Origin of the sequence: Geobacillus thermodenitrificans subsp. thermodenitrificans DSM 465 (genome assembly GCF_000496575.1) — a bacterium.
Lineage (GTDB): Bacteria > Bacillota > Bacilli > Bacillales > Anoxybacillaceae > Geobacillus > Geobacillus thermodenitrificans.
Genome location: NZ_AYKT01000002.1, coordinates 340,203 through 362,498 on the forward strand (window position 1 = coordinate 340,203; position 22,296 = coordinate 362,498).

Below are 22,296 nucleotides of genomic sequence, written 5' to 3' on the forward strand. Positions count from 1 at the left end.
TAAAAGAATTGTTTACAATAGAACGAATTTTGGGTATAATTACCTCTACCACGTTATTTCCGAAGGGAGGTCGAAGGCAATGACAATGATGATGATGATGATGGGGACAAAATCGATGTATTCTTTCAATCAAAAGGCTATTCGACCTTCCGCCGATCGGGAATGAACGTGCACCGTTAACAACAAACAGCAATCGGGCCGCAGAAGGGGAGTAGTCTCGTTTTCTGCGGCTTTTTGTATTCTTAGCCGCAGAAGCGTCTTCCTTCTGCGGTTTTTTGCATAGAAAGGAGGTGAGCGGACATGACGATTCATTTGTTTTTTATCACGATCACGATCGAGAGGAGAAAGCCGCGGAAGCGGAGCATTGAAGAGGAGCGGTTCGCGCGTGCGGCTGAGGAGGAATTGCTTGACCGTAAATGTTCTGTCCATCAACGGGTGTTTTAAAAAATGAGGATGAAAGGGGAGAAGATTCATGTTAATGGTACCGGCGTGGCTTATCATGTGGATGGAACAGAAGGGCAATTCGACTTGACTCACGCTGAAGGGGTGTAACCGGTGCTCCGCGTGTTGTTGCTGACGATAGAGTTTCACCAATTGTTCAAAATGTGGCGGAAGCGTTCCTCGTCTTCTTTGGTAAAATAAAAATAAAGTAGGAAGCCAAGGAGGGAACAGGGATGTTCGCCATCATCATGTCACTTGTCATTACAGCGTCCATTGCGTTTGTTGTCGCTGCTGAAGTAAGCGTTGAAGCAGAAGTGTAATGAGAGTGAGCTTCGTCTGTAATGGAGGGGAAACCAACAGAACGAGTTGCATTTTGTTCATTGACATAGGTGATACATTTGTTCACAGCCGGCTTCTTTCAGGGTCGGCTGAATTTTTTTGTCTAGACACGGACAACCGCACCTCTGCATATACATACGGTAGGGCGGTTTCCGCCGATGACAGCAGGCGGGGGTGAGAGCATGTCCGGCATTTTTTCGGCGTTTGCGTTTTTGTTGAAAGAGCTGACGTTTCTCGTCTCGTACATTAAAAACAATGCGTTTCCCCAGCCGTTAAGCCCCAAAGAAGAGGAAAAATATTTGGAGTTGATGGCAAAAGGTGATGAACAGGCTCGCAACCGGCTCATCGAACATAATTTACGCCTTGTCGCCCATATTGTCAAAAAGTTTGAAAATACTGGAGAGGAAGTAGAAGATTTAATTTCCATTGGCACGATCGGGCTGATCAAAGCGATTGAAAGCTATTCACCAAATAAAGGGACGAAACTGGCGACATATGCGGCCCGCTGTATTGAAAACGAGATACTTATGCACTTGCGTTCGTTGAAAAAAACGCGCAAAGACGTTTCCCTCCATGAACCGATCGGTCAAGACAAAGAAGGGAATGAAATTAGCCTGCTTGATATTTTAAAATCGGAAGGGCAAGACATCGTCGATGAAATCCAGCTGAACATGGAGCTTGAACAAGTAAAAAAATACATCAGTGTGCTTGACGAGCGGGAAAAAGAAGTGATCGTCAACCGGTTTGGCCTTGGCCGGCAACGTGAGAAAACACAGCGTGAAATCGCCAAAGAGCTCGGTATTTCAAGAAGTTATGTCTCGCGCATCGAAAAACGGGCATTAATGAAAATGTTTCACGAGTTTTACCGGCAAGAAAAAGAAAAACGGCGGCCATAAAGAAGGAGAGAGGGCCGTCCTAAAAGGTGCCTAGCTTTCATATTGATACCAGATATAGTCTTGCAGAAGTACTCGGTGTTCATATATTATATAATAGTGGTGAAAAAGGGTGTCTTACTCTCTTTTAAGACACCTTTTTTTGTTTGTTTTTAATAGAGAAATTAAAAAATTATTCTGAAAAAATAAAATCTATCTCTAATATTGCGTAGCAAAGCGGTTTCATCCAAAAACATTGACAAGTTTTGTTTTTAAAAGTAAAATAATTTTGTCTGTTTTTGTCTAATTTTGTCTAAAGGAGGCGAAAAACGTTGCGGAAAATCGGACTAGCTTGGCAAATTTTTATCGGCCTTATTCTCGGGATTGTCGTCGGAGCTATTTTTTACGGAAATCCTAAAGTAGCGACGTATTTGCAGCCGATCGGAGATATTTTTCTCCGTTTAATTAAGATGATCGTCATTCCGATTGTCGTCTCGAGTTTAATTGTAGGCGTCGCCAATGTCGGTGATGTGAAAAAGCTCGGGAAATTGGGCGGAAAAACGATTATTTATTTTGAGATCATCACGACGATTGCAATTGTCGTCGGCCTCTTGGCAGCGAATGTGTTCCAGCCAGGCGCTGGTGTCAATATGAAGTCGCTCGAGAAAACAGATATTCAATCATACATTGATACGGCAAACGAAGTGCAGCACCACTCGATGGTGGAAACGTTTGTTAACATTGTGCCGAAAAACTTGTTTGAGGAACTGTCGAACGGCAATATACTGCCGATCATTTTCTTCTCGGTCATGTTCGGGTTGGGCGTGGCAGCGATCGGCGAAAAAGGAAAGCCGGTGCTTCACTTTTTCCAGGGCACCGCGGAAGCGATGTTTTACGTGACAAACCAAGTGATGAAGTTCGCGCCGTTCGGTGTTTTTGCGCTCATCGGTGTGACGGTATCGAAGTTTGGGGTCGCTTCACTTCTTCCGCTCAGCAAACTCGTCGTGCTCGTTTATGGAGTTATGGCATTTTTTGTGCTTGTTGTGCTCGGTGGCGTGGCAAAATTGATGGGCATAAATATTTTTCATATTATTAAAATTTTGAAAAATGAACTCGTATTGGCGTATAGCACGTCGAGCTCCGAAACGGTGCTGCCAAAAATCATAGAAAAAATGGAGAGATTCGGATGCTCGAAAGCCATTACGTCATTTGTCGTGCCAACTGGTTATTCGTTTAATTTAGACGGCTCGACGCTGTACCAGGCGTTGGCAGCTGTTTTTATCGCCCAGTTGTATGGCATCGACATGCCGATTTCACAGCAAATTTCGCTCGTGCTTGTTTTGATGGTCACCTCAAAAGGCATTGCCGGCGTTCCGGGTGTTTCATTCGTCGTCTTGCTGGCGACGCTTGGCACGGTCGGCATTCCAGTTGAAGGGCTGGCGTTTATCGCTGGTATTGACCGCATTTTAGATATGGCGCGCACAGCTGTGAACGTTGTCGGCAACGCGCTAGCAGCTGTCATTATGTCGAAATGGGAAGGGCAATATGACGAAGAGCAAGGAAAACAATATTTGGAAGAGTTGCGGCAAAGCGCCTAACTGAAAAAGCGGCTGAATGGGGAGCCGCTTTTTTTGTTTCTTTTCAAAAAACGGTGATAAGGAAAAAATAGTTGCCGTCTTGAAGACTGTCCGCTATATTTATAATGAAATGGCATTTCACTAAATTTTTGATTAAATGAGGGACGAACGTGAGACGTTGGATCATCATCGTACTTTTGCTCGCTTTTGTATTATGGCTGTTGCCATATAGCGTACCGCTTCTATTGGCGCTTGCCACTGCCCTTCTGTTAGAGCCGTCCATTCGCCGCTTGCAAGAGAATTATCGGCTGAAACGCGTACATGCTGTGACGGCCATTTTTACGCTATTTTTAGTGATCGTCGGGTTTTCACTTTACTTTTTAATCGTCATTCTCGTTCAACAGGTGATGGCACTTTCGCAGAAGCTTCCTTACGTATTTAGCGAGGCGACGAAAGTGCTTGACGAACTCATCCAAACATGGCAGTCGTATTCGAGTTCGATTCCTCAAGAAATCATTGATTCGTTGGAGCGCAGCGTCAATACGGTGCAACAAATGCTGCTGTCGTTTGCGACGAATCTGACACAGTCGCTTGTTCATTATATTGCCGCCATTCCGGCATTTTTTATTCACTTTTTAGTCTATTTAGTCGCCCTTTTTCTTATTTGTCTCGATTTGCCACAGTTGAAACAAGGAATCAGACGTTATTTGTCAGAGCGTACTCATCAACGGCTTTCAATGGTCGTCAGTCAGTTGAGCAAGGCGGGAGTTGGCTTTATTAAAGCTCAGTTTTTATTCAGTTTAATTACGTTTTTCCTTGCGCTGGCCGGCCTGTTAATATTGGGCGTTGATTATGCTGCTTTAATGGCATTCATCATCGTCGTTGTCGATATTTTGCCGATTTTAGGAACTGGTTCGGTGCTCGTTCCATGGGGGATTATTAGCATCATCAACGGCAGCACTGGGCTCGGTATTGGACTGATTGTGCTGTTTGTCATCATTACCGTTGTGCGTCGGATCATCGAACCGAAAGTGTTTTCCACGAATTTGGGCATTTCACCACTGGCGGCGCTCGTCAGTGTCTACCTCGGCTTTCAGATACTTGGCTTGCTAGGGGCGTTTATTGGGCCAGTCATTGTGATTTTAGTGGAGACGCTCGTCAAAGCAGGAGTTATTAAATGGACGATTAAACTATAAACAAGCCGGTGAAAAACCGGCTTGTTCTATCAATGAGGAATGCAAAGGCAACCGTTTTTGGTTGCCGTCTTATACATTTTGGGAAAGGCGCATGGGAACCTGCGGCAGCGGATCAGCTACAGCTGATGGAAAGCGAAAAGACCGCCTTGATGGGTGGCGGTCTTTTACTCGGAAGGCATTTGTGAATGATTGAACTCAGTGCGCGGCAAAATCAAAATTTCCACGCGCCGGTTTTTCATCCGTCCGGCAGCTGTTTCATTTGAAGCGATCGGCTTGTATTCGCCGTACCCTTTCGCGCTGAAGTAGCGCGGATCAAGCTGTTTGTTTTCAAGCAGCACTTTCATAAAGTTGACGGCGCGCATGACGCTCAGTTCCCAGTTCGAAGCAAACTGGGCGTTATGGATCGGCACGTTGTCCGTATGGCCGCTGATGATCACGTTCCGCGGTGGGTTCATAACAAGCAAGGCGGCTACTTCCGATGCCAAGCGGCGGTCTTTCATACGCACTTCCGCACTGCCGGAGTCGAATAAAATATCGTCTAAAATCGTAATGGCGAGCCCTTCCTCAGTCAACGACGTTTGCAGTTTTCCACCGAGCTTGTTTTCTTGAATGTAGACGTCGATCTTTTCTTTCACCTGTGCCAGCCCTTCTTTTTCTTTCTGGCTCATAGCCGGAGAGGGCTGCTTTTCCCGTTCCTGCCCTTGCTCATCTTGGGCCGCCGGTGGAGTGATTGGTTCCACCGGGTTTGGAAAATCAAGGACGCCGTTTCCGCCGGTAAAGGCGCTGCTGAAGGAGCTCGCGATTTTTTGAAATTTTTTTTGGTCAATCTGGCTGCTCGAAAACAAGACGATGAACAAAGCAAGTAGCAGTGTCAGTAAATCCGCGTATGGAATCAGCCATGAGTCATTCATATGCTCGCTGCGCCTGTTTTTTTTCTTCTTACCCATTGACCGTTTCCCCTTGTGTTAGCACTTGACGCCGCTCGCTTTCCGACAAATACGAAGCGAGTTTTTGCTCGATCATGCGCGGAGCTTGTCCTTCCAAAATGGACAGCACTCCTTCGATCATGATGTAGCGCACTTTCGCTTCTTCTTTTGATTTCCGCCGCAATTTGTTGGCGAACGGATGCCAAAGCACGTAGCCGCTAAAAATCCCGAGCAGTGTCGCTACAAATGCCGCGCTGATTGCTTGTCCGAGCTCAGCAATATTTTCCATATTTCCAAGCGCAGCAATCAAGCCAATGACAGCACCAAGCACCCCGAGCGTCGGCGCATATGTGCCGGCGTGCGTAAAAATGGCGGCATTCGCTTCATGTCGCTCTTCCATAGCCGCAATTTCTTCCGTCATTACGTCGCGAATGAACTCTTGCGTCTGTCCGTCGATCGCCATGCTGAGCCCATTGCGTAAAAATGGGTCATCGATGTCGTCCAACTTCGCCTCAAGCGCCAGCAGTCCTTCGCGGCGGGCGATGTTCGCCCAGTCGACGAACATCGGAATGAGCTGTTCGACCGTTGGAATGGCCGGTTCGGTAAAAATGATTTTCAACAGCTTCGGCACTTTTTTAATTTCTCGTGTTGGAAAAGCGATCGTAACTGCAGCGACCGTCCCGACAAAAATAATTAAAAGGGCGGCCGGATTGATTAACACAGATAGCGCTACGCCTTTAAAGTACATCCCGAGTCCGACCGCGATCACGCCAAGGATGACACCGACGACTGATGTTTTATCCAAATTGATCCCCCCGCTCTTTCAGTACAAAAGATCTATGTTTCTTTTGTTTTATGAAGAAACCATATTTATCATATACTGAATAGAGAAGGTTGAAAAGGGAAAAAAGTGTGACTTTGGGCGTAAAAAAAGCCCAATCCATATGCCAATGGATTGGGCGGCTTCGGCGATGGTTACATTTTTTTTAGTTTAAATGTCCCGACCATTAAGAACGATAAGATTAGTGCTAGAAACATAAACGAATGCGGTGGAAAGTACGGAATGGCCAAATAGCCTAACGTCATCAGTACTCCGGCCGCTGTAATCGGAAGCCCGGCGAAATAGCCGTTGTTCTCTGTGATGTTAAAGCGGGCGAGGCGGAAAGCGCCGCAAGCGATGTACAAAATGGTGAACACCGCTCCCGGGGCACCGAATTCATAGAACAAGGCTTTGTACATTAGCAAGGCAGGAGCGACGCCAAAGGAAACAATGTCGCTCATCGAGTCGAGCTGTTTGCCGAGCTCAGATTCGATGTTCAGCTTGCGGGCGACAGCGCCGTCAAAGCGGTCGACAAATGCCGCTAAAAAAATGAGAAGCACGCTCATGTGAAGCTGCCCGTTTAGCGAAGTTAAGATAGAAAATCCACCAAGTGATAAGTTCGTCATCGTCAAAATATTAGCCATGTTTGCTTTTAACTTTTTTAACGTATAATCTAAATAATCCGATAAGAACAACTTTCCTCACTCCTTTGTCAACAGAAAACACAAAAAGAAAATTCTACTACCATTATACTCATTTTGACGGTAATATGAAAGGTAGTAACAACTAGAGATGCTGTATAACTGGAGGGGACATACTTGCGAAAATGGCTGTATCGTTTGTTTATTGAGCTCACTAATCACTCGCTTTCCTCGAAGCTGCTCGCTTCGTTTGCTCGATCGCGTCTCAGTGCACTGTTGATACCATCGTATGCGAAAATTTATCATATTAACCAAGAAGAAATGGAAAAAAGCTTAAAAAATTATAAAACATTGCAGCAACTGTTCGTCCGCCGACTCAAAGCCGGAACAAGACCGGTTGATGCTGATGAACATGCCATCGTCAGTCCGGTTGATGCGATCATTGAAGAAATGGGGACGATTCAAGAAAACAGCGAAATAATTGTCAAAGGGAAACCGTATTCGATTGCGGAGATGCTTGGCAGTGCCGAAGCTGCGCAACCGTATGTGAACGGGTTCTTTTTTATTCTGTATTTGAGCCCAAGCCATTATCATCGCATTCATAGCCCAATATCTGGCGTGATCGAAAAACAGTGGTCGCTCGGCCGCAAGTCATATCCGGTCAACCGTCTCGGCTTAAAATACGGGCGGCGGCCGCTCGAAAAAAATTATCGTCTCATCACAGAGGTCACGGCCGGCGGCAAGCGCATGGCAATTGTCAAAATCGGCGCCATGTTTGTTAACAGCATCGAGCTGACCCATAAGGAAGAACGGTTGGTGAAAGGGGAGGAAATGGCGTATTTTTCGTTCGGCTCGACAGTTGTGCTGTTGTTTGAACAAGGAAGTTTTGCGCCCGACCCGCGCATCCATCCGCCGATGCCGATTAAAGTCGGCGAGCGCCTTGGCTATTGGTGCTAGGCGCGGGCTGTTTGGACAAACAAAAAAAAGCCCAAGGGCCCTTCGTTTATGATGACAATTTAATTTTATGAGTCAATGACCGGCGCTGGATTTCCTTTTCGATTAGTTCGATGAATTCCGGACTTAAATTGAGTTCTTTCGCCTTGAAGTATGATTCGATCAACAGTTCATCGGACAAATGCTTCATCGGCGCTCTCCCTCCTTTTTGAAGGAATATGTTAGGCAGTCCATACATATAATGGTAGGTTACTTTCACTGTATCACGATTTACAAACGAGAACAACCGTTCTATTATCCACAGAAGGCAGTGGATAACATGTGGAAAAGATGTTTATAACGTGAGTAGGACCTTATCGCTATTGTGTGTATAATGTGGGCAACAGTTATCCACAATTCAGCAGGCGCAAAATTTGTCGAAAACTTTTTTGCCTTGCTAACTTCGCGGATGGTTGGCAAACTTTGTTTTGAAACGAGAGGGAAAATCCGCTATGATGGGAAAAGCAGAGCGAAAGGCAGGTGGACGATGTGCTTCATTACTTTTTGCCAAGCCAATTTGCCAAGCGGGTGATCGACATTACGCCAGACGAGCTGAAGAAAAAAGGGGTAAAAGGGATCATCACCGACTTGGATAATACGCTCGTCGAATGGGATCGACCAAGCGCGACTCCAGAACTAGCTGCTTGGTTTGAGACGATGAAGCGAGCGGGCATTAAGGTCGTCATCGTATCGAATAATAATAAACGACGCGTGCAGTCGTTTGCTGAACCGCTCGACATCCCGTTCATTTTCGAAGCGCGTAAACCGCTGACGCGCGCGTTTTTGCAGGCGTTGGAGATGATGGGGCTGAAAAAAGAGGAAGTCGTTGTCATCGGCGATCAGTTGTTGACCGATGTGCTCGGCGGCAACCGCCTTGGGTTAAATACGATTTTAGTGGTCCCGGTCGCACAGACGGACGGGATATGGACACGACTTAATCGGAAAATAGAGCGGAAAATTTTAAATGCTATGCGGAAAAAAGGGATGATTTACTGGGAGGAATGATTGTGGAGCCACAACTGCGTTGCATCGGCTGCGGGGCGGCCATCCAGTTTGAAGACCCAAAAAAGGCGGGGTATGCGCCGAAAAGCGTGCTTGAGAAAGAGACGGAAGAAATCATTTGCCAGCGTTGCTTTCGTTTGAAACACTACAACGAAGTCCAAGATGTGCCGCTTGATGATAACGATTTTTTGCATATGCTGCACCGCATTGGGGAATCCAAGGCGCTTGTCGTTTACATCGTCGATATTTTTGACTTCAACGGTAGCTGGATTCCTGGTTTGCCGCGGTTTGCGGTGAACAATCCGATTTTGCTTGTCGGCAATAAGGCCGATTTGTTGCCAAGGTCGGTGAAATATCCGAAGCTGTTGCAATGGATGCGCCGCATGGCTGAGGAGCTCGGGCTGCGCCCGATTGACGTTCGCCTTGTCAGTGCAGCGAAAGGGATAGGCATGACGGGTGTCATGGAGACGATCGATCGCTACCGCGAGGGCAGGGACGTCTATGTTGTCGGCTGCACTAACGTTGGCAAGTCGACGTTCATTAATCGAATCATTAAAGAGGCGACCGGCAAAGGGAACGTCATTACAACCTCGTATTTCCCGGGAACGACGCTTGATATGATCGAAATTCCACTTGAGGGTGGGGCATCGCTGTATGATACACCGGGCATTATCAACCATCACCAAATGGCGCATTTCGTTGATGCACGTGATTTGAAAATCATTACACCGAAGCGGGAAATCCATCCGCGCGTGTACCAGCTCAATGAAGGGCAAACGCTCTTTTTCGGCGGCTTGGCCCGCCTTGATTACGTCAAAGGTGGACGCCGCTCGTTCGTCTGTTACGTTGCCAACGACTTAACGATTCATCGGACAAAGCTTGAAAAAGCCGACTCGCTTTATGCCAACCAGCTTGGCAGCTTGCTCGCTCCGCCAAGCAAACGCTATGCGGATGAGTTTCCACCGCTTGTGTCGCGCCCGTTGTCGGTTAAGGAACGAAAAATGGATATTGTTTTTTCCGGGCTCGGCTGGGTGACGTGCAACGATCCGGGCGCCCAACTCGTCGTCCATGCTCCTAAAGGAGTCGATGTGTTTATTCGCCAGTCGTTGATTTAACGAGTACGGGAGGGGAGAAAAAATGGAAAACGTATACGGGCTGCTCGGTTTTCCGGTTGAGCACTCGCTGTCACCGCTCATGCATAATGACGCGTTTGCCTATTTCGGCATTTCGGCGCGCTATCACTTGTTTTCCGTCAAACCGGAGCAAGTCGGTGAAGCCATCGCCGGGGTGCGGGCGCTCGGTATCGCCGGGGTGAATGTGACAATTCCGCATAAAATGGCAGTCATTCCGTTTTTGGACGAAGTGGACGAGCATGCGCGCCGCATTGGGGCGGTCAACACGATTGTCAATGACAGCGGCCGGCTTATCGGCTATAATACGGACGGACCTGGATACGTTAAGGCGCTCGAAGAGGAAATGGATATCCATCTTGATGGCAAGCGGATTTTGCTCATCGGTGCCGGCGGAGGGGCGCGCGGTATTTATTTTTCGCTGCTGTCGACCGCAGCCGAGCGCATTGATATCGCTAACCGAACGGCGGAAAAAGCGGCGCGGCTTATCGGTGAAGGGGACGAGCGCCGCTCCACTTTTTTTCCGCTTGCTGAGGCCGAGAGACGGCTGGCTGAATATGATATTATTATCAATACGACTTCGGTCGGCATGCATCCGCATGTTGATGAACAACCGCTTTCCCTTCAACAGATGCGGCCGGGAACGGTTGTATCGGATATTATTTACAATCCATTGGAAACGAAATGGCTGAAGGAAGCGAAAGCGCGCGGCGCCCGCGTGCAAAACGGCGTCGGTATGCTCGTGTACCAAGGGGCGCTCGCTTTTGAAAAATGGACTGGCCAATGGCCGAATGTCAATCGGATGAAACAGCTTGTCATCAATCAGTTGAGGAGGTAACATATGTTAACGGGAAAACAAAAACGATTTTTACGGGCGCAAGCCCACCATTTAAAGCCGATTTTTCAAGTTGGCAAAGGTGGCGTGACGGAGGCGATGACTGAGCAAATCGCTGCGGCGCTTGAGGCACGCGAACTGCTGAAGGTGAGCGTCTTGCAAAACTGTGAAGAAGATCGCGATGTTGTCGCCGAACAGCTTGCTGAAGGAACAGGAGCGGAGCTCGTACAAGTGATCGGTAATACGATCGTCTTGTATAAAGAGTCGAAAGAACATAAACAAATCGTTCTGCCTGACTAAGAAACCGTGCGGCCAAGGCAGACGGCAGGGGGAAGGAAGATGGGAAAAATCGGGATTTTTGGCGGCACGTTTGATCCGCCGCATTACGGCCATTTAATTATGGCTAATGAAGTGCTTGATGCCCTTCAATTGTCACAAATTTGGTTTCTGCCAAACCGCATTCCTCCCCATAAGCAGAATGAGCAGGTGACAAGAAGCGAGGATCGGCTGCGCATGCTGGAGTTGGCGGTGGCCGGCCATCCACGTTTTCATATTGAGACGATCGAACTCGAACGGGAAGGGCCTTCATACACGTACGATACGATTCGACAGCTTACGGCGATGCATCCGGATGATGAATTTTACTTTATCATCGGTGCCGATATGGTCGAATATTTGCCAAACTGGCACCGCATCGATGAGCTCATCGAGCTTGTGACGTTTGTTGGCGTCAAACGCCCAGGCTTTTCGATGGAAACGCCATATCCGGTCATCGAGGTGGAAGTGCCGCAGTTTGCCATATCGTCATCGCTCATCCGCGAGCGGGTACAAAACGGGCAAACGATCCGCTATTTAGTGCCGGAAGGTGTCAGACTTTATATTGAGGAGAAGGGGTTATATGGAGCGAGAACAAGCGTTGCGGATTGTGAAAGAGCAGCTGACGGAACATCGCTACGAGCATACGCTTGGCGTTGTCGAGACGGCTGTTAAGCTCGCTGAACGGTATGGGGCTGACGTAAAAAAAGCAGAATTGGCGGCGATTTTTCATGACTATGCGAAATTTCGTCCAGTTGAAGAAATGAAACAACTCATTTTAGCGCAAAATATGCCCAACGATTTGCTCGTGTACAATAGCGAATTGTGGCATGCGCCCGTTGGCGCCTATCTCGTGCAAACGGAAGTCGGCCTTGACGACCCGGAAGTGCTCGATGCCATTCGTTATCATACGTCTGGCCGCGCTGGCATGACGCTGCTTGAGAAAATCATTTATTTGGCCGATTATATTGAGCCAGGGCGGCGGTTTCCCGGCGTTGATGACGTACGGCGCCTAGCGGAAGAAGATCTCAACCGGGCGCTGTTGCAGGCGGTGAAAAACACGATCGCCTTTTTGTTAGAGAAGGGGCAACTCATTTATCCGGATACGATTCATGCGTACAATTCACTCGTGCGCGAAGTGAAGGGGGAATGAAGTCGGTGACTGAACAAGAAGCATTACAGCTTGTCGTCCGCGCGGCGGATGATAAAAAAGCGGAAAATATCGTCGTCTTAAACATGAAAGGCATTTCACTTGTCGCCGATTATTTTGTCATTTGTCATGGCAACTCAGACAAACAAGTGCAGGCGATCGCCCGCGAAATCCAAGATCAAGCGGAAGAAAACGGCCTGACGGTCAAACGGATCGAAGGATTCCAAGAAGCGAAATGGGTGCTTGTCGATTTGGGCGACATCGTCGCTCACGTGTTTGCCAAAGACGAGCGCGAGTATTACAACCTCGAGCGGCTTTGGGGGGACGCCCCGACGGAAGACGTCGCGGCCGTGTTGCAGCCATGACATATACCCATTTTGCCGATTGGTATGACGCGCTTATGGCTGAGGCACCGTATGATCAGTGGCAGTCGTTTGTGGAACGAGCCTTTGACCGATATGCTCAACGGCCCGGTAGACAGGTGATCGACATCGGCTGCGGGACAGCAGAGCTTGCCATCCGCCTCGCGAAGGCCGGATGGCAAGTATCCGGCGTCGATGTGTCCGAGCATATGCTTGTCATCGCTCAAGAGAAAGCGGAGGCAGCTGGTATCCATGTGCCGTTTTTTGAACAAAACATGGCGGAACTCGACGGGTTTTCCGATCTTGACGGCGCCTTCATTTTTTGTGATGCTCTGAACTATTTGACAGACGAAGACGATGTGAAGCGGACGTTTTCCGCCGTTTACCGGGCGCTCGGTGCCGATGGGCTGCTTTTGTTTGATGTCCATTCCGTCTATAAAATGGACGTTTTGTTCCGTGACGCCGTGTTTGCGGATCACGGAGAGGACATCAGCTACATATGGACATGCCATCCACTCGAATGGCCGCATAGCGTCAGTCATGAACTGACGTTTTTTGTCCGTCGCGGCGATCTTTACGAGCGCTTCGACGAATGGCACGAACAGCGCACGTTCGAGCGCGCCGTCTATGAGCAATGGCTTGCTGCGGCCGGCTTTGAAGTGCTTGAGGTGACCGCCGATTTTACGGATGCGCCCCCGACCGAGACGGCGGAGCGGTTGTTTTTTGTGGCGCGGAAGCGATGAGAGTGAAGAGTGAAAAAGATCAAAGCAACGCAAAAACCCCAGCCGAACAAGCTGGGGTCTATTTTTGTCGAACGAAGCAGGATTTTTGTGGCTAGTTGGCGAATAATAAATTATAAAAACTGTTGCTTTATCTTCTCAACCTCTTCGTCAAACTTCTGATGTGTTTTTGTCAACAACTCTTCGAAAATTCCATCCATTTCCTGTTCAAGGACCGCAATGCCCTCACCGGTAATGCCACCTTTGACGCATACTTTTTCCTGCAGCGTTTGGAGTGTGTAGAAATCTTGTTTCAGCAATTCCCCGAGGCCGATGATCATATTGGTCGCTAACAACATCGCTTGTTCTTTCGTGATGGCTGTTTTCGCTGCCGCTGCATTGATGAAGCGTTGCAGCAAATAGCTGAAAAACGCTGGACCGCAGCTTGCGATGTCGGAAGCGACGCGGGTGATCGTATCGTCGATGTACACTGGCGTAGCGATGCGCCCAAGTAGATCATTGATCGTTTGCCGGCAAGTTGTTGAACATCGCGATCCAAAGGTAACGAGGATGCTGCCGGAAAGCGCTCGGTTCGTGATGCTCGGAATGGCGCGCACGACTTGACAAGGGACGGCCGCTTCAAGTTGCTTAACGTTAATCGGGCTTGTAATTGAGACGAGGCAATGCTCGTTTGTCCAATAGGGGGCCAGCTGCTGCAATAACGGATAGATGTCAAGCGGTTTGACGCATAAAAAGATGATGCCTGCCTGCTTGACCGTCTCAGACGGATCGGTGGCGACCGTAATGCCGGGATATGTTTTTTGTATATTGAACGCTTTTGCGAGCGTACGGTTTGTAATGATAAGCTGTTCAGCTTGGACAGCGCCGGAGTCTAAAAGCGCTTCGATTAAAATCGTTCCCATATTCCCCGTGCCGATAACGCCGATGTTCATATGCAGTCCCCTCCTCCCTCTTTTCGATATGTATGAATATCTTCTTCATTTTATGACTCCGTTTAGAAAGGACGAGTGCGATGTGGGAAGCAGTTAAGGCAAGATGGAAAACTGGATTGCTTGTGCTGTTTGTTGGAGTGGCAGGACTATGGGTGTTCAGCCGTCCGTCTGCCGAAGGGGAGTCCGTCGCCTTGCCGGCTGCAGTTGAAACGGACACCACCAGACCGGAGGAAGCAGGGATGGAGGCGCCGAAAATCGTTGTCATTGATGTCAAAGGAGCGGTCGTCAAACCAGGGGTGTACGAGATGCCGGCTGATGCCCGCGTCCGTGATGTGATCGCCAGAGCGGGCGGATTGACGGAAGAGGCGGACGCGGCAAGAGTCAACTTAGCGGCTAAAGTGCGCGATGAAATGATGATTTACGTGCCAGCGAAAGGTGAAGCGGCGCCAGCACCAGAAGCAGTCGAGGCAGCGCCGGAAGCCGGAACGGAGAGCGGTCTGCAAGTGGCGGTCAATACGGCGACAGCAGAGGAACTCATGCAAGTCCCCGGCATTGGGCCGGCGAAGGCAAAAGCAATCATCGCCTACCGTGAAGAGCATGGGCCGTTTCAACGAGTTGAAGACTTACTGCGGGTCAACGGCATCGGGGAAAAAACGCTGGAAAAATTAAAGCCGTATTTGCTTGTGCCGTAAAGTCAGAGGGAGGAACGATGATAACCAACTTTTTTCAGCATTGACGGCGCTTTAGGTGACCGATAGACTAAAATTATCGAGACAAGCGGAGGGACATGATATGGAACGAATGACATGGGACCAATATTTTATGGCGCAAAGCCATTTGTTGGCGCTGCGCAGCACGTGTACAAGGCTTGCGGTCGGGGCGACGATCGTGCGCGACAAACGCATTATCGCCGGTGGATATAACGGCTCGATCGCCGGTGGCGCCCATTGCATTGATGAAGGGTGCTACGTCATTGATGGCCATTGTGTGCGAACGATCCACGCGGAAATGAACGCGATTTTGCAATGCGCCAAGTTTGGCGTCCCGACGGAAGGCGCCGAGATGTATGTCACCCATTTTCCTTGCTTGCATTGCTGTAAGGCGATTATTCAAAGCGGCATTCGCGCTGTGTATTATGCGCAAGATTACAAAAACCATCCGTATGCCCTTGAACTGTTTGCCCAAGCCGGTGTCCGCCTCGTGCAAGTGCCGTTGAAGATGGATGTGTTTGCCCAACTTTCCGGCGGAGGGGAAACATGAAAGGGCAAGCCGTTTACATCGCCGTGGCGGCGCTCTTGGCCGCTGCGGCTGCCTCTTTGTCCAAACCCGCATTTTTCCTCCTTGTCGGCTATCTCCTTCTCCTTTTCTTCCGCCGGAAGCATCTATTGGTGCCGGCTTTAGCTGCAGCCACCTTCTTTTTCGCCTATGTTCTCATCGTTGACCACCATAACAAAACGACTCTTTCTGGCGGCCGCCACACGTTTTTCATTCGCTTTTCCGCTCAGCCAACGATTGATGGCGACCGGCTGCAGGCTCCAGTCAAAGTGGGACGGGAACGGGTGCAGCTTCGTTATATGATTCGGACGCCGGCGGAAAAAGAGGCGCTGCAAACGCACCTTGTGCCCGGAACCGTTTGCCGCGTTGCAGGGACGCTTGAGCGTCCGATGCCATCAAGCAATCCGTACGCGTTTGACTACCGCCGTTATTTACGTCTCCATCGCATCCACTGGCTGTTTTTCCCCGAGGAGATCGATCTTTCTGCCTGCGCACGCGACCGCCCGACCATGATCGAGCAGCTTGTTTCACTTCGCGAAGCGGGCGTTCGCCGCATAGAAGATCATCTTCCGCCGGAAGCAGCCGGCATTGCCGCTGCCCTGATTTATGGGGAACGCCGTCAGCTCGATGATTCGGTGCTTGATGGCTATCAACAGCTTGGGCTCATCCATCTGTTGGCGATTTCTGGCGGCCATGTCACCTTGCTTGTCAGCGCAGTATTTGCCATAGCCATCCGTTTGATGACGCGCGAGGCGGCTGTGCTAACTTTAATGGCCGCGCTGCCTGTTTACGCGGTGCTTGCGGGCGCCTCACCGCCGGTGTTGCGCGCTTGTATGACGGGAATGATTGTGCTTGCTGTCGGATGGAAAAAAGGGACGATCCATCCGCTTGACGCATTAAGTTGGACTGCGCTCGCGCTTTTCGCCTTTGATCCATACATGTTGTGGGATGTTGGCTTTCAGCTGTCGTTTGCGGTGACGTTTGTTCTCCTTGTTCATTTTCCGGCGCTCGCCGCCCGTTCGATGATCGGGCGGCTGTTCGAAACAGCGCTTGCCGCTCAGCTCGCCGCGTTGCCGATTTTGCTTTATCATTTTTATGAAATTTCCATTTGGAGTGTCGGGCTCAATGTCTTGTTTGTCCCTTTGTACTCATTTGTCATCTTGCCGTTGGCGTTTGTTGTTGCTGCCCTTCCTTTCCCTCCGCTCGTTTGGTTGTTTAGCTGCCTCATTGAACTCACAAACAACGTTGTCCGTTTTTTCTCCGTTGATCACCCATTGACGATTGTGCTCGGGCGTCCCGAGCCATGGTGCTTAGCTGTTTATGTCGCAGCGGTCGTCGTTGCGTTGTTGCTTTGGGAACGTGGACAGCTGTTTCGTGGGTTGGCGGCGGTGGCCATGGCGATGGTGCTTCAGCTTGTCAGTCCGTACGTTGATCCGAAAGGGGAGGTGACGGTGTTAGATGTGGGCCAAGGCGACTGCCTCTACATTGAGCTCCCTCACCGGAAAGCCATTTACCTTATCGACACCGGCGGAACGCCGAAAATAAAGGGAGAACGATGGCGCGAGCGAAAACGGCCGTTTTCGGTGGGCCGCGATGTCGTTGTCCCGTTTTTAAAAGCGCAAGGGGTAAGGACGATCGACAAGCTCATTCTCACGCATGATGACGCTGACCATATCGGGGCGGCTCCTGAGGTGCTAAAAGCGGTGCGCGTCAAAGAAATCATCACAAGCCCAAAAGCGTTGCCGGCCATTCAGGCGATGGCGCGCCCGTTTTCCGTACCGGTTGCCGCTGCGTCGCAAGGGAAACGGTGGGAGGAAGACGGCATGACATTTGCCGTGATTCACCCGGAAGTGGGCAATCAGGACGACAATAACGGCTCGCTCGTTTTGTTCACCCGTCTTGGCGGCTTGACGTGGCTGTTTGCCGGGGACATTGAGAAGGAAGCGGAACAGGCGCTCATTGGCATATATCCGCATTTGCGCGCCGATGTGCTAAAAGTTGCCCACCATGGCAGTAAAACATCGACAACAGAGATGTTTTTGCAGGCGGTGAAACCGCGGGTGGCCATTATTTCTGTCGGCCGCTCCAACCGTTACGGCCATCCGTCTCCGGATGTGCTGGCACGTCTGAAGCAACAGGGGGCGGTCATTTGGCGGACAGATGAAAATGGCGCCATTCGTTATCTTTACGATAGAACAAGCGGAACCTTTCAAGTGATGAAACCATAGTATATAGTGCGTAAAAAAAGTGGAACCTTTCGGTCGATCAAACCATAGCATATCATACAAAAAGAAAAAAGGATTGCTTATGTAAGCAATCCTTTACCGGCCGAAAAATTCGATCAGCGTCGCGATGATGAACATCGTCGCGAAAAAGCCGAACGATACGATAAAACCGACGGCGGAATCGACGGCGTCATTCCGTTTGCTTTGCACTTCCTTTTCAAATACGTTCATCGTTTTCCCCCTCCTCGTGCAATCATTTTTAGTATAGACGAAAACAATAAAAAAATCTACCGCCGCTTGTCCATTTTCCTTCCTTGACAACAGTTGACACAAATACTTTCAAACGGCCGGGAAAACATAAAAATAACCCGCTGGCCAGTAAGGTCCTAGGACTTATTGGTCGGCGTTTATATAAAGGGGAACCGGTTTTCTCGACAGCCGGTTCCCTTGTAAAATGGCGAAAAACGGTGTATCTTTCTAGCAGGGAATCTTGCTAGAGAATGGAGAAGGGAACATGCTAGAACGCGTATGGGGAAACATCGAAAAACAGCGGTTTTCTCCCCTTTATTTATTATATGGCAGCGAGTCATTTTTATTACAGGAAACGTACGAGCGATTAGTGAAGGCGGCGCTTGGGGAGGAAGAACACGAATGGAACTTAGCGGTGTACGACTGCGAGGAAACGCCGGTACAAGCGGCGCTTGAAGAGGCGGAAACGGTGCCGTTTTTCGGGGAACGGCGCGTCATTCTTATTAAACATCCGTATTTTTTTACAGCCGAAAAAGACAAGGAGATCGAGCACGATTTGGCGAAGCTTGAGGCGTACTTCAAAGCGCCGGCACCGTTTTCGATCGTCGTCTTTTTCGCACCGTATGACAAGCTCGATGAGCGAAAAAAAATCACAAAACTCGCCAAAGAACATAGCGAAGTCGTCGTCGCCGCCTCGCTCGCTGAAGGGGAGTTGCGCGCTTGGGTGCGGCGACGGATCGAGAGCCAAGGAGCGCAAATTAGCGACGAAGCGATTGATGCACTCTTGCGGCGAGCTGGAACGCAGCTGGCCGCATTGGCGAACGAAATCAATAAGCTAGCCTTGTTTGCCGGGCCGGGTGGAACGGTGGAGGCAGAGGCAGTCGAGCAGCTTGTCGCCCGCACACCGGAAGAAAATGTGTTCGCTCTTGTCGAGCAAGTAGCGAAGCGCAACATTCCCGCGGCGTTGCAGACATTTTATGATTTGCTGGAAAACAATGAAGAACCGATCAAAATTTTGGCGTTGCTCGCCGGCCATTTTCGTCTGTTGGCGCAAGTGAAGTGGCTCGCTCAAGCGGGCTATGGACAGACACAAATCGCCTCAGCGCTGAAAGTACACCCGTTTCGCGTCAAGCTCGCCCTTGGTCAAGCAGCTCGTTTTTCTGAGCAGGAGCTGGCCAAGGCGATTGACGAACTTGCCGCTGCGGATTACGAAGTGAAAAGCGGAGCGATGGATCGCCGTTTGGCGGTGGAGCTGTTGCTTATGCGGTGGGGCGGTCGGCAATAAAAAAAGCCAGCGCCCTTCACTGTGCGCTCAATAAGCAAAGCTTGTTTTCTCTTGGATGACATGGACTAACTAGCGAGGCTTCATTCATTTCATTAAGGAAGCAAAAAAACGACCTGGCGCCAGGTCGTTTTTCATTAGGAAGCTTGGATGCTGTTTAATTTTTTCGCTAAGCGCGATTTTTGCCGGCTAGCGGCATTTTTATGGATAAGGCCTTTGCTTGCGGCTTTGTCTAATTTTTTCGAAGCGATAATGAACGCTTCTTGCGCTTTTTCCACGTCTTTCAATTCAACGAGCGCTTCAAATTTTTTGATCGCCGTGCGCATAGCCGATTTCATCGAGGCGTTGTGAGCCCGACGTTTTTCGCTCGTTTTCGCGCGTTTGATCGCCGATTTAATGTTAGCCACGTCCGTTCACCTCCATTACCGTTCCTATTCTCGCTGTGAACAACAGGAAGAACAAATGTTATTCTATCAAACGTGTTTTGATTATGCAAGAGGATTCAAGCGAAAATCCTTTACGAAACATGAATGATCGAGTCCTATTGCGGCGACAATAAAAGAAAACGGCATGAACGAGGAGGAACGATATGGAACAGCCGCTCGATTTACGCATGTACTCGGTGCGCACCGACTTGGCGATCGAAGCTCATGAGATCGCGGTCGAGGAGCGCTTGCAGCAAAAAAGAGAAAGCGCGTCGCCGATTGAGGGAGTCATCATTCACGATCAAGAGATCGATGGCGTCAAGTTGTCGCATGTACACGTGACGGAGCAAGGATCGGCGTCAATTGGGAAAAAGCCAGGCCATTATTTGACGATCGAAGCGCAAGGCATCCGTGAACAAAACACAGAATTGCAACAAAAAGTGCAGCGCATTTTTTCCGAGCAACTGAGCGCTTTTTTCAAGCAGCTTCGCATTCCAGATGGAGCGAGCTGCCTTATCGTTGGGCTCGGCAACCAAAACGTCACCCCTGATGCGCTCGGGCCGTTGACAGTTGAAAACGTGCTCGTCACTCGCCATTTGTTTCAATTGCAGCCGGAAAGCGTTGAAGAAGGATTTCGACCGGTCAGCGCCATCGCGCCGGGAGTGATGGGGACAACCGGTATTGAAACGAGCGATATTATCCATGGCGTCGTTCAGAAAACGAAGCCGGACTTTGTCATTGTCATCGACGCGTTGGCGGCTCGCTCGATCGAACGTGTCAACGCGACGATTCAAATTTCTGACACCGGCATTCACCCTGGTTCCGGAGTCGGCAACAAGCGGAAAGAACTGAGCTATGAGACGCTTGGCATCCCGGTCATTTCGATCGGCGTTCCGACGGTTGTTGATGCCGTCTCGATTACAAGCGATACGATTGACTTCATTTTAAAACATTTCGGTCGTGAGATGCGCGAAGGTCAGCGGCCGTCAAGCGCTCTCGCTCCGGCCGGCTGGACGTTTGGACGCAAAAAGAAGTTGACGGAACAAGATATGCCGTCGCAGCAAGAGCGGTCGGCGTTTCTTGGCATGGTCGGCACGCTTGATGATGAAGAAAAGCGGCGTCTCATTTACGAAGTGCTCGCTCCGCTTGGTCATAACTTAATGGTGACGCCAAAGGAGGTCGATTCGTTCATCGGCGATATGGCGAATTTATTGGCCAGTGGCTTAAACGCGGCGCTGCACCGGCAAGTTGATCAAAGCAATACAGGCTCTTACACCCATTAGGCAAAAAACGGTTCTATCTTTTCCGGCTTGGCCATACGTTAAAGTGAGAGGACAAGCCGGGAAAGGGTGAGAATATGAAACGAAGGCGCTCCCCAAACGTCGTGATCACTGTTCCAGGAGCCAGTTTAAAAAAATTGTTTATGCTCGTCATACTTGGATGCATGATGATGTTTATGCTCGTCGGAGCGCTTACGTCGCTGCGTCCGGAATACCGCCCATCTTCATCATCGCTTAACGATATGGCGGCCCATTTTCCGGAAGAAACGTTCATTCGTTTGTTCGGGCTTGAAAACCGTTATTTTACTCAGCTGTTGCCGAAAGAGCGACAACAGACGAATTACTCGTCGCTATTGTTCCGCTTAGCGACAAGCATCAACCCCGATGATCCTCGCAGTCTGCTCGGTAGCGAGCTGCCGGGCTTTGCCTTGTATGACAGCAAAATTTTGATCGCCGGCGAAGGAACAGATTATACGAACATTCCATACGAATCGGCACCTCCGCTTGAGGTGATGCTCGCCGAGCGGCAAGCCTCGGTTGAGGAGCTGCAGCAAGCGGAGCAAAACCAAGATAAAAAGCCGCTTCCGCCGCCGGCGCAGACGACCGGAGGGAGAAAAGTCGTCTATATTTATCATACACATACGCGTGAGTCGTATTTGCCGGCCTTAAAAGGCGTGACCGATCCGGATTTAGCATTTCATCGCAACGTAAACGTTACAAAAGTCGGAGAAAAATTAATGGAAGAATTAGAGAAGCGGGGGATTGGCGCGCAAGTTAACAAAACCGATATTGAAGCGGAACTGTTGAAAAAAGGGATGAAATACGGCCAAGCGTACAATATGTCGCGGCAAACGGTCGTCGCGGCGATGAAGCAAAACCGTGATTTACAATATTTCATCGATATTCATCGCGATGCACACCGACGACAACATACAACGACGACGATCAATGGCGTTGATTATGCGCGTGTGGCGTTTATTGTTGGCGGTGAGAACGCGGAATATGAGAAAAACTTGCAGCTGGCGACAGAGCTTCACCATTTGCTGCAAAAAAAATATCCGGGATTAAGCCGTGGAGTCATTAAGAAGCAAGGGGCGGGAACGGACGGAAAGTTTAATCAAGATTTGTCCGAGAACGCGATTTTAGTTGAATTTGGCGGTGTCGACAATACGTTTGCTGAACTGTTCCGTTCGGCAGCTGCTTTTGCTGATGTGTTCAGCGAATATTATTGGCAGGCGGAAAAAGTCGAAGCACCGGTTCCGGCAGAGGAAAAGTAAAGGGGCGTCTTG

26 protein-coding genes are annotated in these 22,296 nt (G+C 49.6%); 19 read left to right on the plus strand and 7 right to left on the minus strand.

Translation table 11 applies throughout. The features are described from left to right. Positions 1-300: 300 nt before the first annotated feature. The 4 genes from DSM465_RS18760 (at position 301) to ytvI (ending at position 4,425) form a co-directional block, all read left to right on the plus strand. On the plus strand, positions 301-444 hold the full coding sequence (locus DSM465_RS18760; protein WP_008879949.1) for a YrzI family small protein: 144 nt from the start codon (positions 301-303) through the stop codon (positions 442-444). Positions 445-962: 518 nt separating this feature from the next. Next, complete coding sequence (sigK, locus tag DSM465_RS0104115; protein WP_008879948.1) at positions 963-1,676, plus strand: RNA polymerase sporulation sigma factor SigK; 714 nt, start codon at positions 963-965, stop codon at positions 1,674-1,676. A gap of 308 nt (positions 1,677-1,984) precedes the next feature. Further along, positions 1,985-3,250, plus strand: coding sequence for a cation:dicarboxylate symporter family transporter (locus DSM465_RS0104120; RefSeq protein ID WP_029760682.1), 1,266 nt, complete (start codon positions 1,985-1,987; stop codon positions 3,248-3,250). Between the two features lie 149 nt (positions 3,251-3,399). Beyond that, complete coding sequence (gene ytvI, locus DSM465_RS0104125) at positions 3,400-4,425, plus strand: sporulation integral membrane protein YtvI (protein ID WP_008879946.1); 1,026 nt, start codon at positions 3,400-3,402, stop codon at positions 4,423-4,425. Between the two features lie 164 nt (positions 4,426-4,589). Here the strand turns inward: ytvI and motB are convergent, their stop codons facing one another. The 3 genes from motB to pssA form a co-directional block, all read right to left on the minus strand. Next, a complete protein-coding gene (gene motB, locus DSM465_RS0104130) occupies positions 4,590-5,372 on the minus strand; it encodes a flagellar motor protein MotB (RefSeq protein ID WP_011887858.1) in 783 nt (260 codons plus the stop codon). Further along, positions 5,365-6,156 carry a flagellar motor stator protein MotA gene (gene motA / locus DSM465_RS0104135; RefSeq protein ID WP_008879944.1) on the minus strand — a complete coding sequence of 264 codons (792 nt, stop codon included), beginning with the start codon at positions 6,154-6,156 and terminating at the stop codon, positions 5,365-5,367. Before motA ends, motB begins: the two co-directional genes overlap by 8 nt. 170 nt (positions 6,157-6,326) lie before the next feature. After that, positions 6,327-6,866 carry a CDP-diacylglycerol--serine O-phosphatidyltransferase gene (gene pssA, locus DSM465_RS0104140; protein WP_008879943.1) on the minus strand — a complete coding sequence of 180 codons (540 nt, stop codon included), beginning with the start codon at positions 6,864-6,866 and terminating at the stop codon, positions 6,327-6,329. A gap of 123 nt (positions 6,867-6,989) precedes the next feature. Here pssA and DSM465_RS0104145 point away from each other — a divergent pair, with 123 nt between their 5' ends. Next, a complete protein-coding gene (locus DSM465_RS0104145; RefSeq protein ID WP_008879942.1) occupies positions 6,990-7,769 on the plus strand; it encodes a phosphatidylserine decarboxylase in 780 nt (259 codons plus the stop codon). A 46-nt stretch (positions 7,770-7,815) separates the two neighbouring features. Here the strand turns inward: DSM465_RS0104145 and sda are convergent, their stop codons facing one another. Next, positions 7,816-7,956 (minus strand): sporulation histidine kinase inhibitor Sda, encoded by a 141-nt coding sequence (gene sda, locus DSM465_RS0104150; RefSeq protein ID WP_008879941.1) that lies wholly within the window; start codon positions 7,954-7,956, stop codon positions 7,816-7,818. Positions 7,957-8,294: 338 nt separating this feature from the next. On the opposite strand from sda, the gene DSM465_RS0104155 reads away from it, so the two are divergent. The 8 genes from DSM465_RS0104155 to DSM465_RS0104190 are packed head-to-tail and all read left to right on the plus strand — an operon-like array spanning position 8,295 to position 13,342. Beyond that, positions 8,295-8,810 carry a YqeG family HAD IIIA-type phosphatase gene (locus DSM465_RS0104155; protein ID WP_008879940.1) on the plus strand — a complete coding sequence of 172 codons (516 nt, stop codon included), beginning with the start codon at positions 8,295-8,297 and terminating at the stop codon, positions 8,808-8,810. Continuing rightward, positions 8,807-9,922 (plus strand): ribosome biogenesis GTPase YqeH, encoded by a 1,116-nt coding sequence (gene yqeH, locus DSM465_RS0104160; protein WP_011887852.1) that lies wholly within the window; start codon positions 8,807-8,809, stop codon positions 9,920-9,922. Before DSM465_RS0104155 ends, yqeH begins: the two co-directional genes overlap by 4 nt. Positions 9,923-9,944: 22 nt before the next feature. Continuing rightward, positions 9,945-10,775, plus strand: coding sequence for a shikimate dehydrogenase (gene aroE / locus DSM465_RS0104165; RefSeq protein WP_029760685.1), 831 nt, complete (start codon positions 9,945-9,947; stop codon positions 10,773-10,775). 3 nt (positions 10,776-10,778) lie between these two features. Continuing rightward, the gene (yhbY, locus tag DSM465_RS0104170) at positions 10,779-11,072 is read left to right on the plus strand and encodes a ribosome assembly RNA-binding protein YhbY (protein WP_008879937.1); all 294 of its coding nucleotides are present in this window, start codon (positions 10,779-10,781) and stop codon (positions 11,070-11,072) included. A gap of 39 nt (positions 11,073-11,111) precedes the next feature. Further along, complete coding sequence (locus DSM465_RS0104175; RefSeq protein ID WP_011887850.1) at positions 11,112-11,762, plus strand: nicotinate-nucleotide adenylyltransferase; 651 nt, start codon at positions 11,112-11,114, stop codon at positions 11,760-11,762. Next, positions 11,671-12,240: a bis(5'-nucleosyl)-tetraphosphatase (symmetrical) YqeK gene (gene yqeK / locus DSM465_RS0104180; protein ID WP_008879936.1), complete on the plus strand. Its 570-nt coding sequence runs from the start codon at positions 11,671-11,673 to the stop codon at positions 12,238-12,240. The genes DSM465_RS0104175 and yqeK overlap by 92 nt, the downstream gene beginning before the upstream one ends. Positions 12,241-12,245: 5 nt before the next feature. Further along, positions 12,246-12,602 (plus strand): ribosome silencing factor, encoded by a 357-nt coding sequence (rsfS, locus tag DSM465_RS0104185; RefSeq protein ID WP_008879935.1) that lies wholly within the window; start codon positions 12,246-12,248, stop codon positions 12,600-12,602. Next, entirely contained in the window at positions 12,599-13,342 is a 744-nt protein-coding gene (locus DSM465_RS0104190; RefSeq protein WP_029760686.1) for a class I SAM-dependent DNA methyltransferase, read from the plus strand. The genes rsfS and DSM465_RS0104190 overlap by 4 nt, the downstream gene beginning before the upstream one ends. Positions 13,343-13,452: 110 nt before the next feature. Here the strand turns inward: DSM465_RS0104190 and comER are convergent, their stop codons facing one another. Then, positions 13,453-14,271: a late competence protein ComER gene (comER, locus tag DSM465_RS0104195; protein WP_029760687.1), complete on the minus strand. Its 819-nt coding sequence runs from the start codon at positions 14,269-14,271 to the stop codon at positions 13,453-13,455. Positions 14,272-14,351: 80 nt separating this feature from the next. Here comER and DSM465_RS0104200 point away from each other — a divergent pair, with 80 nt between their 5' ends. The 3 genes from DSM465_RS0104200 to DSM465_RS0104210 all read left to right on the plus strand — a co-directional run bounded on the left by DSM465_RS0104200 (position 14,352) and on the right by DSM465_RS0104210 (position 17,774). After that, positions 14,352-14,963: a helix-hairpin-helix domain-containing protein gene (locus DSM465_RS0104200; protein WP_029760688.1), complete on the plus strand. Its 612-nt coding sequence runs from the start codon at positions 14,352-14,354 to the stop codon at positions 14,961-14,963. A 100-nt stretch (positions 14,964-15,063) separates the two neighbouring features. After that, positions 15,064-15,531 (plus strand): ComE operon protein 2, encoded by a 468-nt coding sequence (locus DSM465_RS0104205; RefSeq protein WP_008879931.1) that lies wholly within the window; start codon positions 15,064-15,066, stop codon positions 15,529-15,531. After that, positions 15,528-17,774: a DNA internalization-related competence protein ComEC/Rec2 gene (locus DSM465_RS0104210; RefSeq protein ID WP_029760689.1), complete on the plus strand. Its 2,247-nt coding sequence runs from the start codon at positions 15,528-15,530 to the stop codon at positions 17,772-17,774. Before DSM465_RS0104205 ends, DSM465_RS0104210 begins: the two co-directional genes overlap by 4 nt. A 93-nt stretch (positions 17,775-17,867) precedes the next feature. Here the strand turns inward: DSM465_RS0104210 and DSM465_RS18770 are convergent, their stop codons facing one another. Next, positions 17,868-18,002: a YqzM family protein gene (locus DSM465_RS18770; protein WP_008879929.1), complete on the minus strand. Its 135-nt coding sequence runs from the start codon at positions 18,000-18,002 to the stop codon at positions 17,868-17,870. Positions 18,003-18,285: 283 nt separating this feature from the next. Between DSM465_RS18770 and holA the strand changes: the two genes are divergently transcribed. Further along, positions 18,286-19,305 (plus strand): DNA polymerase III subunit delta, encoded by a 1,020-nt coding sequence (gene holA / locus DSM465_RS0104220; protein WP_011887844.1) that lies wholly within the window; start codon positions 18,286-18,288, stop codon positions 19,303-19,305. Between the two features lie 134 nt (positions 19,306-19,439). Here holA and rpsT read toward each other — a convergent pair whose 3' ends face one another. Further along, complete coding sequence (gene rpsT / locus DSM465_RS0104225) at positions 19,440-19,709, minus strand: 30S ribosomal protein S20 (protein ID WP_008879927.1); 270 nt, start codon at positions 19,707-19,709, stop codon at positions 19,440-19,442. A 182-nt stretch (positions 19,710-19,891) separates the two neighbouring features. On the opposite strand from rpsT, the gene gpr reads away from it, so the two are divergent. Next, positions 19,892-21,010 (plus strand): GPR endopeptidase, encoded by a 1,119-nt coding sequence (gpr, locus tag DSM465_RS0104230; RefSeq protein ID WP_008879926.1) that lies wholly within the window; start codon positions 19,892-19,894, stop codon positions 21,008-21,010. Positions 21,011-21,084: 74 nt separating this feature from the next. Then, entirely contained in the window at positions 21,085-22,284 is a 1,200-nt protein-coding gene (spoIIP, locus tag DSM465_RS0104235; RefSeq protein WP_008879925.1) for a stage II sporulation protein P, read from the plus strand. Positions 22,285-22,296: the final 12 nt, after the last annotated feature.

What these genes read in the sequence shown, in the direction of transcription:
- DSM465_RS18760 (WP_008879949.1), top strand. Translation starts at nt 301, where the DNA reads ATGACGATTCATTTGTTTTTTATCACGATCACGATCGAGAGGAGAAAG.
- sigK (WP_008879948.1), top strand. Translation starts at nt 963, where the DNA reads ATGTCCGGCATTTTTTCGGCGTTTGCGTTTTTGTTGAAAGAGCTGACG.
- motB (WP_011887858.1), bottom strand. Translation starts at nt 5,372, where the DNA reads ATGGGTAAGAAGAAAAAAAACAGGCGCAGCGAGCATATGAATGACTCA.
- sda (WP_008879941.1), bottom strand. Translation starts at nt 7,956, where the DNA reads ATGAAGCATTTGTCCGATGAACTGTTGATCGAATCATACTTCAAGGCG.
- yqeH (WP_011887852.1), top strand. Translation starts at nt 8,807, where the DNA reads ATGATTGTGGAGCCACAACTGCGTTGCATCGGCTGCGGGGCGGCCATC.
- aroE (WP_029760685.1), top strand. Translation starts at nt 9,945, where the DNA reads ATGGAAAACGTATACGGGCTGCTCGGTTTTCCGGTTGAGCACTCGCTG.
- yhbY (WP_008879937.1), top strand. Translation starts at nt 10,779, where the DNA reads ATGTTAACGGGAAAACAAAAACGATTTTTACGGGCGCAAGCCCACCAT.
- DSM465_RS0104175 (WP_011887850.1), top strand. Translation starts at nt 11,112, where the DNA reads ATGGGAAAAATCGGGATTTTTGGCGGCACGTTTGATCCGCCGCATTAC.
- yqeK (WP_008879936.1), top strand. Translation starts at nt 11,671, where the DNA reads ATGGAGCGAGAACAAGCGTTGCGGATTGTGAAAGAGCAGCTGACGGAA.
- DSM465_RS0104190 (WP_029760686.1), top strand. Translation starts at nt 12,599, where the DNA reads ATGACATATACCCATTTTGCCGATTGGTATGACGCGCTTATGGCTGAG.
- comER (WP_029760687.1), bottom strand. Translation starts at nt 14,271, where the DNA reads ATGAACATCGGCGTTATCGGCACGGGGAATATGGGAACGATTTTAATC.
- DSM465_RS0104200 (WP_029760688.1), top strand. Translation starts at nt 14,352, where the DNA reads ATGTGGGAAGCAGTTAAGGCAAGATGGAAAACTGGATTGCTTGTGCTG.
- DSM465_RS0104205 (WP_008879931.1), top strand. Translation starts at nt 15,064, where the DNA reads ATGGAACGAATGACATGGGACCAATATTTTATGGCGCAAAGCCATTTG.
- DSM465_RS0104210 (WP_029760689.1), top strand. Translation starts at nt 15,528, where the DNA reads ATGAAAGGGCAAGCCGTTTACATCGCCGTGGCGGCGCTCTTGGCCGCT.
- DSM465_RS18770 (WP_008879929.1), bottom strand. Translation starts at nt 18,002, where the DNA reads ATGAACGTATTTGAAAAGGAAGTGCAAAGCAAACGGAATGACGCCGTC.
- holA (WP_011887844.1), top strand. Translation starts at nt 18,286, where the DNA reads ATGCTAGAACGCGTATGGGGAAACATCGAAAAACAGCGGTTTTCTCCC.
- gpr (WP_008879926.1), top strand. Translation starts at nt 19,892, where the DNA reads ATGGAACAGCCGCTCGATTTACGCATGTACTCGGTGCGCACCGACTTG.
- spoIIP (WP_008879925.1), top strand. Translation starts at nt 21,085, where the DNA reads ATGAAACGAAGGCGCTCCCCAAACGTCGTGATCACTGTTCCAGGAGCC.